Here is a 10699-nt window from a genome sequence, read left to right as displayed (position 1 = left end):
GGGGGACCCTGTGGGAGAGTAGGACGCCGCCGAACAATCATTGTGAAGAACCCCCGTCGGGAAACCGACGGGGGTTCTTCGCGTTTATGGGACGCGGTGCGGACGACGCCGCTCAGGCGGGGGCGCCGCGGAGTTCCAGGGTGCAGCATTTCACGCTGCCGCCGGCCTTCAGCAGTTCGGTGACGTCGATCCCGATCGGCTCGAATCCCCGCGCGCGCAGCCGCGCCGCCAGCCCGACCGCAGCTTCCGGCAGGACCACCCGGTGGCCGTCCGAGACAGCGTTGAGGCCGAAGACGGCCGCGTCCTCGGCGGTGGCGAGCACCGCGTTCGGGTACAGCCCGGCCAGGGTGCGGCGGCTCTCGGGGGAGAAGGCGGAGGGGTAGTACATGACCTCGTCGTGGTCGAGCACCGCGAGCGCGGTGTCCAGGTGGTAGTAGCGCGGGTCGACCAGTTCCAGGGTGACCACGGGGCGGCCGAGGACGCGCTCCGTCTCGGCGTGCGCCCGGCGGTCGGTGCGGAAGCCGGTGCCGGCCAGGAGGCGGTCTCCGACGAGCAGGTAGTCGCCCTCGCCCTCGTTGGTGAACTCGGCCCGGTGCACCGCGCGGTAGCCGCGGGAGCGGAACCACTCCACGTACGCCGGTGCCTCGTCCGCGCGCTCCTGGTGCCGGAACCGGGCGACCAGGGCGGTGCCGTCGACCACGGTCGCGCCGTTGGCCGCGAACACCATGTCGGGCAGGCCGGGAAGCGGTTCGATCAACTCGACGGTGTGGCCGAGCTCCTGGAACAGCGCGTACAACTGCTCCCACTGGGTGACGGCGCGGGCGGCGTCGGTCGGCTTCGCCGGTTCCATCCACGGGTTGATCGAGTAGTCGACCGCGAAGTGGGTCGGACGGCACATCAGGTAGTGGCGCGAGCGGGCGGTGCGGGACACGGGCGCTGGTCTTCCTTCCGGCGGGGTGGTGCGGGAGGGGCCGGACGGGTGCGGGGTGCGCCCCGTCGGCTGCCCCGAGCGTGCCGGGCGCGGCGAGCGTGGACATGGCCGCGACATGCACGGTGATCGGACGGCGGCGGTCGGGCCGGGGTCGGCCCACGACGGCGTCGACGCAGGTCGGGGACGGTGCCGGACGTCCCCGGCGGCTCGGCCGCCGACACGCGGGCAGGAACGTGCCTGCACGGTCGGTGCGGGGCGCTGCGGTGGACTGGCCCGGCCGGACACGCCGCGTCGACGAGGGAGACCGCAGGATGGGGACCAGCACGGGAGCGGGACCGGGCACAAGTACGGAAGCGGGTACGGCGGAAGCGGCGGCTGGGGGCACCGGCCCGCTGCGCGTACTGGACACCTCCGGCGCGGCCTACCGCCGGGCGTTCGAGCTGTTCCTCGCCGGCACGGACGAGAAGCCCCTCACCCACGCCCGGCTGACCGGGATCGCGACCGGCCTGGATCGACGCCGGGTGCTGCTGGACGTCGGCGCCGGGGAGGGCCGGACCACCGCCCACCTGGCGCGGTACTTCGAGCGAACGGTGGCGATCGAACCCAGCGCGGCGATGCGTGAACGGCTCCGCGCCGTCTGCCCGGACGCCCTCGTCCTGCCGGACCCGATCGACGTGGCCGAACCGCCCGAGCCGGCGGACCTCGTCCACCTCTCCCACGTGCTCTACTACGTGCCGTCGCAGGACTGGTTGCGCACCGTCGGCCGGGTCCTGGACTGGGCGGCGCCCGGCGGGACGCTGCTGGTGGTCCTGCAGAACCCGGAGAGCCCGTGCATGCGGATGGCCGCCCACTTCACCGGCGTGCGCTACGACCTGCGGCCGCTGGCCGAGCAGTTGGCGGAACAGGGGCCGGAGCACGCGGTGGCCCTGGAGACCCTCGACCTGTGCTACCGGACGGACCGGCTGGCGGAGGCGGTGGACGTCGCGGAGTTCATGGTGAACGTGGCCGACCTCGCGGTCCTGGACCGGCTGCCCGACCGGGACGAACTGACCGCCTATGTCGAGGGTCACTTCGCCCGGCCGGACGGCGGCTACGCCATCGGCCACACCCAGGACATGCTGACGGTCCGCCGTGCGGCACGCTGACCCCGCCGCCCACTGACGCCGCCGCACCCTGACCTCGCCGAACGGTGACCTCGCCGCACCCTGACGGGCGGGCCGGAGCTGTGGTCCTCCGGTCAGGCCCAGGGCAGCGCCGAGCGCGTCCGCCAGTACCGCTCGGCCGGTTCGGCGAGCGCCGTGAGACCGGCCGCCGCGTCGTCGTCGAGCGCGAGCCCGGTGGCGTCCAGGTTCGAGGCGAGCTGGCCGGTGGTGGCCGCGCCGGAGAGCACCACGTCCGCCCAGGGCCGCGCGGCGACGGCCGCCAGCGCGAGGGCGTCGCAGGAGGCCCCGGTCCGGGCGGCGAGGTCGCGCAGGGCGGCGGTGTCCGGGCCGGTGGCATGGCGGTCGGCGAGCCGGCCGTTGGCCATGCCCTCCTTGACCACGACGAGCAGGCCCGCCGCGTGCGCCTCGGCCAGGGCCGGTCCGGCCGAGGGCTCCAGCAGGTTCCAGGTCGACTGCACGGCGCCGAAGAGCGGTCGGCCGTCCACCGTCACCGCCAGCGCCGACCGGACCGCCGCCGCCTGCTCCGGGCCGCTGGTGGACAGGCCCACCCGTACGCCCTCGGCGGCCAGCGCGGCCAGCCGGGCGTGCAGCGCGCGGTCGGTGAGCGCGGGGCTGTCCGGTGTGACCGAGTGCACCAGGTAGATGTCCGGACGGCGGCCCAGCAGTGCGAGGCTCTCCCGCACCTGGCGGTCGAAGACCGCCGTCGAGTGCTCCTTGACCTCGTGCACCGGCACACCGGAGGCCCGCCAGTCGGCGGTGTACGTGTACCCCCACTTGCTGCCGACCGTCACCTCGGCCGCGGCCTGCGGCCGGGCGGCCAGCCAGGCGCCGAGGAACCCCTCCGCGCGCCCGTAGGAGCGGGCGGTGTCGAAGTAGCGCACACCGGCGGCGAAAGCGGCGTCGAGCAGGGTGTGGGTCCGTGTGCGCAGGGCGTCCACGGTGCGCTCGGCCGGGAGGTCGAGGTCGCGGCCGAGGGTGATGTAACCGGGCCGTCCGACGGCCGCGGTGCCCAGCCCGAACCGCGCGATCGACGGTCCGGACGCTTCGGCGGCGGCGTGGGCGGTCGGCATGGGGGTCTCCATCGGCTGGTCGGCAGGTCGGCGGTGTGAGGGACTCGGCGGTCCGGGGTCCGTTGTGCGGGGTCGGCCTCCACCGCACCCTATCGGCCCTGAGGCCCCCGATCACCCCCTGAGCTGCGTCGATACCCCGGCCGAGGCGCGTCCCGGGCGGCTGCCTATGCTCCTGTGTCGAAGCGGAGAACGAGCGAGGGGAGGCCGTCATGACCTACCGGATCGAACGGATCGGCCGGACGGACACGGACTGGGAGCGGTTGCGGGAGGTGCGTCTCGCGCAGTTGCTGGACACCCCGATGGCCTTCCTGGAGACCTACGAGACGGCGCTGGCGCACGGCGAGGAGGAGTGGCACTCCCGGATCCGCCGGGTCAACGAGCCCGGCAGCGTCGGTCTGGCGGCCGTGCACGACGACGGCACCCCGGCGGGGGAGTGGGTCGGGACGATGATCGCCTTCACCCCCGAACCCGGGACGGCGCTGCTGGTCGGGGTCTGGGTTCACCCGGAGCACCGGGGCCGCGAGCGCGGGGTGACGGACGCCATGCTGGACGCGATCGTCGCGTGGGCCCGGGAGGCGGGGGCGCGGCGGCTGCTGCTCACCGTGCACGAGGACAACGCCCGGGCCGCCGCCTTCTACCGGCGTCGGGGCTTCGAACCCACCGGCGGCACCAAGCCCTACCCGCTGGACCCGGCCGCCCACGAACTGGAGATGGCGCTGCCGCTGGTCTGACCGGCTCCCGCGATCCTCCCCTCCGGACTCCGGACTCCGTCACCCCGTCATCCCGTCACCGACCGGGCCTCCGCGGCGCTGTGCGCGGAGGCGAAGGTGAACGCGCGCGGGGAGGGTCCGTGCGCCCGCAGGTGCGCCAGCCGCTCCAGCGCCTCGGCGACGGTCGGGCGGTGCCCGGCGGGCACCCACCAGAGCACCAGGTGCGCCTCGACGTGCCGGGCGAACCATTCGCGCCGACGCCGCATCGCCTCCAAGTGGCCGCTCCGGTAGGCGAATTGCCACAGCGCGTCCTGGCTCTCCCAGACCGACAGATTGACGATGACGTCCGGGCCGGCCGGACGCAGGCCGGTGGCGTCGGCCGCGCCGTCCTCGACCAGCCGCCAGACGAAGCCGGGTGCCCCGTCGGCGGCGGCGTTGACCGGGTCGAGCATCTCGACGAACGGAGCGATCCGCGGGTCGTCGACGGGGTGGAGCAGCGTGGCGACATTGAGCTGCGCGAGCTGAGCCGGCGCATCGTTCGGGGCGGGCCGGGACGAAGTCATGCCTCATCCCAGCACGGCCCGAGTTTCTATGTCAATCATCATTGTTTTTAGACGTCTCGACCACCACGCAGCACTCGCCCGGCCGCGCGTCCATCCGCGCCCGGACCGGACCGTCGGTGCCCAACAGGCCCTCCAGCAGCGCGAGGTTCATGCCGCAGACCAAGGGCGGGAACTGCTCGGCGACCGCGTGGAAGGGGCAGTTGCGCATCCGGACCGCTGTCGGTTCCGTGTTGCCGTTGCCGTTGCCGTTGCCGTTGCCGTTGCCGTTGCCGTTGCCGTTGCCGCTGTCGGCGTCGTTGCCGGTGTCATCGTCGGCAGTGCCCTCGCTCCGCACCGGATACGGCTCGTAACCGCGCGCGGCCAGCAGCTCCATCGCCCGGTGGAGGTCGCCGCAGGGCGCATCCGCTCCGCGCAGCGCCTCCCCCCGGCGGCGCGCGGCCTCGTGGAGCGCGAGGTCCAGTCCGGCGGTCTCGGCCGCCTCGGCGAGCAGTTCGGCGGCGGTGCGGTAGTCGCGGCCGGGCAGCGACACCGCGTGTTCCGCGCGCGCCCGGGTGTAAACCTTGGCGGGCCGGCCGGCCCCGGGGCCCGAGCGGCCGGTCAGCCGCCGGCTGCCGCTCTCCAGCAGCCCGGCCTCGGTGAGTCTGTCGAGGTGGTGCGCCGCGAGGGTCCGGGCCACCCCCGTGGCCTCGGCGGCCTCGTTGCGGCCGACCTCGCGGCCCTGCGCCACCACGTACTCGTACAGTCGGCGCCGCACCTGGTCCTGCAGTGCCGCGATCGCGTCGATGTCCTCCATCCGGCCATTCTAAGAACAACGCGGATCGCCGTTAGAAGCCCGCGCTGTCGAAGCCCCGGGCGGTGAGGAGCCCCGCCGCCCGGCGATCCGACTGTCGGCTCAGGCGAAGTGGCTCCCGGTGGCGTCCGGCAGTGGGTCAGGCACCGCCTCCAGCAGCTGCGGCCCGTCGTTGCGGACGCTGTTCACCGTCGTCGCGACCGGTCGCACCAACAGGTCGCCCGACGGCGCGTGCAGCAGGCCGCGGACCTCGGCGGGGTCGGTGACGCTCGGGTCGAGCCAGGCGTCCAGGGCGCCGGCGGTGAGGGTGACCGGCATCCGGTCGTGGACCCGGCCGGCCGCGTCGGTCGCCTCGGTGGTCAGCACGGTGCAGGTCACCAGCCACGCGTCCGCGTCCTCGGGCGTGGTGCGGTCGCGCCAGAACTCGTACAGCCCGGCCATCAGCAGCAGGCCGCCGTCCGGACGGTGCAGGTAGTACGGCTGCTTGTACGCCTTGCGCCCGTCCGCCGCCGGGACCGGCCGCCACTCGAAGTACCCGTCGGCGGGGACCACGCAGCGCCGCTCCTTGAACGCCTTGCGGAAGGCCGGCTTCTCGGCGGCCGTCTCCACCCGCGCGTTGATCATCCGCGCGCCGGAGCCCGGATCCTTCGACCAGGACGGCACCAGCCCCCAGCGCAGCGACCGAACCTGGCGCACGATCTCCCCGGTCTCCCGGTCGACCCGCTCCAGCACGCTCGCCACTTCGTCGGTCGGCGCGACGTTCCACGACGGCGCGAGCGCCTCCGCCGTCGGCCACAGCGAGGCGCGCAGCAGGTCCGCCAGATCCGGCGGGGTGGTGGTGGAGACGAATCGACCGCACATGTGCCTCATCCTGCCCCCGCCGCACCCCGCGCGTCACGCGTCACGCCGGACTCGCGGCCCACCCGCGCGATGCGCCCCCGCCCTTCAGCACCCGTCCCCGGTCGTCGACCCAAGATCATCGGGCGGTAGGCTCCACCCGCAACACGACGCGAAGGGGAGCAAGTGGCGCGGGTTGCGGTGATCGGCGGAGGTATCGGCGGCCTGGGGGTCGCCCTCATGCTCGGACGGCGGGGGCACACCGTCACACTGTTCGAACAGGACGTCCGGGAGGCCGGGGACGATCTGCACCGGGACTTCTTCCACTGGGACCGTCCCCGCGTCCCGCAGGCCGTCCAGCCCCACTCCCTGCTCGCACCGGTACGCGCGGTGCTGCTCGCCGAGGTGCCGGACGTCTACGCGGACCTGCTGGCGCGCGGGGCCCGGGAGTACCACGAGTTCGACTGGTTCGACGAGCGTCCGCCGCACCGGGCCGGGGACGAGGAACTGGTGACCCTCCGCACCCGCCGGATCGTGCTGGAGGCCGCCCTGGCCTCGGCCGTGCGGCGGGAGGCCGGCGTCGAGGTGCGGCGCGGACGCCGGGTCGACGGCCTCGCGTTCGCGAAGGGCCGCTCCGCCGGCGGGGGCCGGGGCGCGGGCCCCGCCCGGGTCACCGGAGTCGTGACCGGCCGGGAGACCCACCCGGCGGACCTCGTCGTCGACGCGGCCGGCCGCCGGTCCCCGGTCCCCGGCTGGCTGGTCGCGGCCGGATGCCGTCCGCCCGTGGTGGAGAGCCACCGTGCAAGGATCGCCTACCTGTGCCGCTGGTACCGACTGCGGGAGGACGGCCCCCGCGACCCCGGCCGGCTGCGGAACGGCTCCTCCGCACCGTTCGCGCTCGCCGGGGTCTTCCCCTCCGACAACGACACCTTCGCCGTGAACGTGGTGGTCTCCACCGCCGACCCGACCCGCGGCGCGCTCACCGACTCCGCCGTGTTCGAGGCCGTCGCCCGCAGCTTCCCGGCCACCGCCGCCTGGCTCGACCTGGCGGCCGAACCGCTGTCGGACGTCCTGGCGATGGCCGGCCTGGACAACCGCTGGACCTCGCTCGTCGACGAGGACGGGCCCGTCGTCGACGGTCTGGTCAACGCGGGCGACAGCCTCGTCCACACCAACCCGACGCTCGGCCACGGCGCGGCCCTCGCCCTGCGCGCCGCCCAGTACCTGGCCGGCCGGGCCGAGGAGACGGCCGCTGACCCGCGCGGCTACCACGACTGGACCGCGCGGGCCCTCCGCCCCTGGTTCGACGCCCAGGTGACCGCCGACCGGGTCGGCGGTCAGCGCCTCGCCGAGAGCGCGGAGTCCGCGGACCGGCGGGCCGCCGCCCTCGCCGCCTGCGCCTTCGACGACCCCGTCGTCATGCGGGCCCGTGCCCAGGTCCGGCACCTGCTGCGCACACCCGGCGAGGCGTACGCGACCGAGGAGGTCGACCGCAGCGTCACCGCGTGGCTGGCCGCCCGCCCGGAGTTCGAGCCGACGCACGACGGCCCGACCCGCGCGCAGTGGGAGGCCCTCGTCCCGGCCTGACGCCCGCCGTCGCGCGGTCGCGGGCCTCGATCCGTTCCCCGGGCCCCGCCGCCCCGGGTGTGCGAACGGCCCCTGCGCCCGAAAGCGCCCCGAGGGCCCCTGTTAGCCTCATCGACATGATCATGATGAAGCGGGGGGCCGGTCGGCGGGTGTCCGAGGAATCGGAGGCCGGTCCGCAGCGGGCCCTGATCGTGGCCTGTTTCGTCAACCGGGTCGGCAACGGCCTCTTCAACGCCGCGTCCGTCCTCTACTTCACACTCGTGGTGCACCTGCCCGCCACCCAGGTCGGAGCCGGCCTGACGATCGCGGGCCTCTGCGGCCTGGCGGCCGGCATACCGGCGGGCAACCTTGCCGACCGGTACGGGCCGCGCGTGATCTGGGTGACCTCCCTCGTCGTCCAGGCCGTCAGCATGGCGGCGTTCGTCCTCATCGACAGCTGGTTCCTCTTCGTCCTGCTCGCCACCGTGGACCGGCTGGCCGCCTCGGCGGGCGGAGCAGCGGGCGGCGCGCTCATCGCCAGGGCCGGCGGTGAGCGGCCCGCCGCCTTCCGGGCCAGGTTGCGGACCTTCGTCAACCTCGGCGTGGTCATGGGCACCCTGGGCGCGGCCGTCGCCCTCCAGATCGACACCCGCGCCGCCTACACCGCGCTGATCCTCGCCAACGCCGCCAGCTTCGCCGGCGCCGCGCTGGTCGCGCAGCTCGGCGTCCCCGCCTACCCGCCGCTGCCCCGGCCCGAGGAACACCGCCAGTGGTCGGTGCTCGCCGACCGGCCGTACGTGTCCTTCGTCGCCCTCTACAGCGCCATGGGCCTGCAGTACCAGACCGTTTCGCTGCTCCTGCCGATCTGGCTCAGCGCCCACACCGACGCACCGCGCTGGACGGTCGCCGCGGTCTACGCGGTCAACAGCGGTGTCTGCGTGCTGCTCCAGAGCAGGCTCGGCTCCAAGGTGGAGACCCCGCGCCAGGGCGGGCGCGCCTTCCGCCTGGCCGGCCTGATGTTCCTTCTCAGCTGCCCCCTGATGGCGCTGACGGCCGACGTCCCCGTCTGGGTGGCGCCGGTGCTGGCCGTGCTCGCGGTGGTCCTCCACAGCATCGGCGAGGTGTGGGAGTCCTCCGCCGGCTACGCCCTCGGCTTCGGCCTCGCGCCCGACCACGCCCAGGGCCAGTACCAGGGCCTGCTCGGCATCGGCTTCAACGCGGGCCAGGCGCTCGCCCCGCTGGTCCTGACCGGCTTCGTCCTCGGCCTCGGCCACACGGGCTGGCTGCTCCTCGGCCTGTTCTTCGCCGCCCTCGGCGCCGCCGCCACGCCCCTGGCGGGCTGGGCCGAGCGCACCCGGCCGGTGTCCCCGACCCCCGATGTCGCCGCCCCCGATGTCGCCGCCCCCGATGTCGCCGCCCCCGCCGACGCCGCCCCCGCCGACGGCGCCGACACCTCCGCCCGGCTCAGCTCCTGACGGCCTCCGCGATCCGCCGGGCGGCCCGGGCCGGTGTGAGGTGCGTGGTGTCGACGACCTCGGCCTCCGCGTGCAGCCAGCTGTGGGCCGCCTCGGCGTAGGGCTCCAGGTGCCGGAGCCGGAACGGCGAGGGGCCGAGCACGGTGTCCCCCTCGATCCGGCCGCGCAGGGTGTCCTGGTCGGCGTGGAGGACGAAGTGCCGGACCGGGATGCCGTGATGGGCCAGGCCCGCCGCGATCTCGCGCCAGTACCGCTCGACCAGGACGGTCATCGGCATCACCAGGGTGCCCCCGGTGTAGTCGAGCACCCGCCGGGCGGTCTCCACCACGAGCGGCCGCCACGGCGGCCAGTGCTGGAAGTTGTCCGTCCCGGGCAGCCCCGGCGTGATGTCCATGAGCGTCTCGCCGACCTTCTCGGCGTCGAACACCCGCGAATCCGGGATCAGGGGCTGCACGAGTGCGGCCGTCGTCGTCTTGCCCGCACCGTGGGTGCCGTTGAGCCATACGATCATGCCGCCGATCCTAGGGGTAGTCCGACTTGGGGCCCGGCGCCCGGCGGACACCGGGTCCCACGTCGGACGTCCGCGCCTCAGTCCTCGTCGTCGCCGTCGCTCCTGCTGTTCGCGTCGTTGACGAGCCAGCCACCGCCCTCGCGGGTCAGGTGGATGACGAGGCGTCGGATCTCCGTACCACTGCGGTTATTGGCCCTGACGGCTGTCACGCGGGCGGTGTTGTCGCTGGGCAGTTCCGACGATTCGACCTTCCACGCCTTGGCGATAGCGGCGAGATCCTCGGCCGACGGCGGGTCGCTCGCCGCCTGCGCCTGCGCCTCCTCCTTCCTCTCCTCGCTCCGGCAGGTGGTGATGCCGCTGTCACTGCCGGTGGTGCTGAGCCCGCACATGGTCTCGATGTCCCCGGCGTCCACGGCCCGGGCCCAGTCGATCGCCACCTTCTCGGCCTGCTTCTGCGGTGAGCCGATCGGGCTGTCCCGAGTGACCAGCAGCGTCGTGCCGCCGCCGACCATCACCACGGCGACGAGTGCCGCGATCCACAGGGTGCCGTTCTACCTGGTGACCCGGGTGGTGTTGTGCTGGTCGCGGCCGACCGCCACGCCCCGGCCGGAGACGGTGACGGACGAGCCGACCTGGACGAAGCTGTCCTGGCCGGACGCCATCACGTGCACGTTCCGGTCCACGGTCCGGACCGCCTCGTCCAGCACCCCCGCGAAGGCGGGGTCCTGGACGAGGACCTCCCGCAGGGCGGCCGCGAGTTCCGACCGCCGCTGTCCGTCCGCGGGTGCTGCCTGAAGGGCCGGAACCGCCTGCGCCGTGGCGGGGTCGATCCCGAGTCGTCCCATCACCAACTGCGCGACCGCGCTCCCGACGGCCGAACCGGCCTGGTTCGCGGCACCGGTGGCCGAGGCCACCAGGAAGTCCCCCGTGACAGCGGCCGACCTCTCAGCCAATTCAACAAGATCCACTGCATCCCCCTCGAGTGGTGTCAGCGTGAGTATTCGGTTCGTCAACTCCCGTCACAAGGAGCCGGATCAACGCCGCTCACGCACCCGTTGGGGCAGGATCGGCAGGTGGGCACGG

Annotated in this window: 12 protein-coding genes; 4 read left to right on the top strand and 8 right to left on the bottom strand. The window is 74.1% G+C overall.

Translation table 11 applies throughout. From position 1 onward, the window contains the following. Positions 1–112 precede the first annotated feature (112 nt). Positions 113–931 carry a dimethylargininase gene (gene ddaH / locus ACIQ9P_RS34145; protein WP_402365165.1) on the bottom strand — a complete coding sequence of 273 codons (819 nt, stop codon included), beginning with the start codon at positions 929–931 and terminating at the stop codon, positions 113–115. 311 nt (positions 932–1242) lie between these two features. On the opposite strand from ddaH, the gene ACIQ9P_RS34140 reads away from it, so the two are divergent. Next, positions 1243–2076, top strand: coding sequence for a class I SAM-dependent methyltransferase (locus ACIQ9P_RS34140; RefSeq protein WP_402365163.1), 834 nt, complete (start codon positions 1243–1245; stop codon positions 2074–2076). A gap of 92 nt (positions 2077–2168) precedes the next feature. Here ACIQ9P_RS34140 and ACIQ9P_RS34135 read toward each other — a convergent pair whose 3' ends face one another. Beyond that, positions 2169–3164: an aldo/keto reductase gene (locus tag ACIQ9P_RS34135; protein WP_402365161.1), complete on the bottom strand. Its 996-nt coding sequence runs from the start codon at positions 3162–3164 to the stop codon at positions 2169–2171. A 209-nt stretch (positions 3165–3373) separates the two neighbouring features. Here ACIQ9P_RS34135 and ACIQ9P_RS34130 point away from each other — a divergent pair, with 209 nt between their 5' ends. Then, positions 3374–3895 (top strand): GNAT family N-acetyltransferase, encoded by a 522-nt coding sequence (locus tag ACIQ9P_RS34130; protein ID WP_402365159.1) that lies wholly within the window; start codon positions 3374–3376, stop codon positions 3893–3895. Positions 3896–3942: 47 nt separating this feature from the next. On the opposite strand, the gene ACIQ9P_RS34125 is transcribed toward ACIQ9P_RS34130, so the two are convergent. From ACIQ9P_RS34125 to ACIQ9P_RS34115, 3 genes are all read right to left on the bottom strand, one after another. Beyond that, positions 3943–4437, bottom strand: a complete 495-nt coding sequence (locus tag ACIQ9P_RS34125; RefSeq protein WP_402365158.1) for a DUF3291 domain-containing protein — start codon at positions 4435–4437, stop codon at positions 3943–3945. A gap of 31 nt (positions 4438–4468) precedes the next feature. Further along, the gene (locus ACIQ9P_RS34120; protein ID WP_402365157.1) at positions 4469–5230 is read right to left on the bottom strand and encodes a helix-turn-helix transcriptional regulator; all 762 of its coding nucleotides are present in this window, start codon (positions 5228–5230) and stop codon (positions 4469–4471) included. A gap of 99 nt (positions 5231–5329) precedes the next feature. Then, entirely contained in the window at positions 5330–6088 is a 759-nt protein-coding gene (locus ACIQ9P_RS34115; RefSeq protein WP_402365156.1) for an SOS response-associated peptidase, read from the bottom strand. A gap of 162 nt (positions 6089–6250) precedes the next feature. Here ACIQ9P_RS34115 and ACIQ9P_RS34110 point away from each other — a divergent pair, with 162 nt between their 5' ends. After that, positions 6251–7651: an NAD(P)/FAD-dependent oxidoreductase gene (locus ACIQ9P_RS34110; protein WP_402365154.1), complete on the top strand. Its 1401-nt coding sequence runs from the start codon at positions 6251–6253 to the stop codon at positions 7649–7651. A 116-nt stretch (positions 7652–7767) separates the two neighbouring features. Then, the gene (locus ACIQ9P_RS34105; RefSeq protein ID WP_402365152.1) at positions 7768–9105 is read left to right on the top strand and encodes an MFS transporter; all 1338 of its coding nucleotides are present in this window, start codon (positions 7768–7770) and stop codon (positions 9103–9105) included. Here the strand turns inward: ACIQ9P_RS34105 and ACIQ9P_RS34100 are convergent. From ACIQ9P_RS34100 to ACIQ9P_RS34090, 3 genes are all read right to left on the bottom strand, one after another. Next, positions 9095–9616 carry an AAA family ATPase gene (locus ACIQ9P_RS34100; RefSeq protein WP_402365150.1) on the bottom strand — a complete coding sequence of 174 codons (522 nt, stop codon included), beginning with the start codon at positions 9614–9616 and terminating at the stop codon, positions 9095–9097. The genes ACIQ9P_RS34105 and ACIQ9P_RS34100 overlap by 11 nt on opposite strands. 77 nt (positions 9617–9693) lie before the next feature. After that, the gene (locus ACIQ9P_RS34095; protein WP_402365148.1) at positions 9694–10134 is read right to left on the bottom strand and encodes a hypothetical protein; all 441 of its coding nucleotides are present in this window, start codon (positions 10132–10134) and stop codon (positions 9694–9696) included. Positions 10135–10167: 33 nt separating this feature from the next. Next, on the bottom strand, positions 10168–10569 hold the full coding sequence (locus tag ACIQ9P_RS34090; RefSeq protein WP_402365146.1) for a hypothetical protein: 402 nt from the start codon (positions 10567–10569) through the stop codon (positions 10168–10170). Positions 10570–10699: the final 130 nt, after the last annotated feature.

This window comes from Kitasatospora sp. NPDC094019 (genome assembly GCF_044764505.1).
Taxonomy (GTDB): domain Bacteria; phylum Actinomycetota; class Actinomycetes; order Streptomycetales; family Streptomycetaceae; genus Kitasatospora.
The sequence above is the reverse complement of the archived record's forward strand: the minus strand, read 5'-3'. Positions and strand labels throughout refer to the sequence as shown.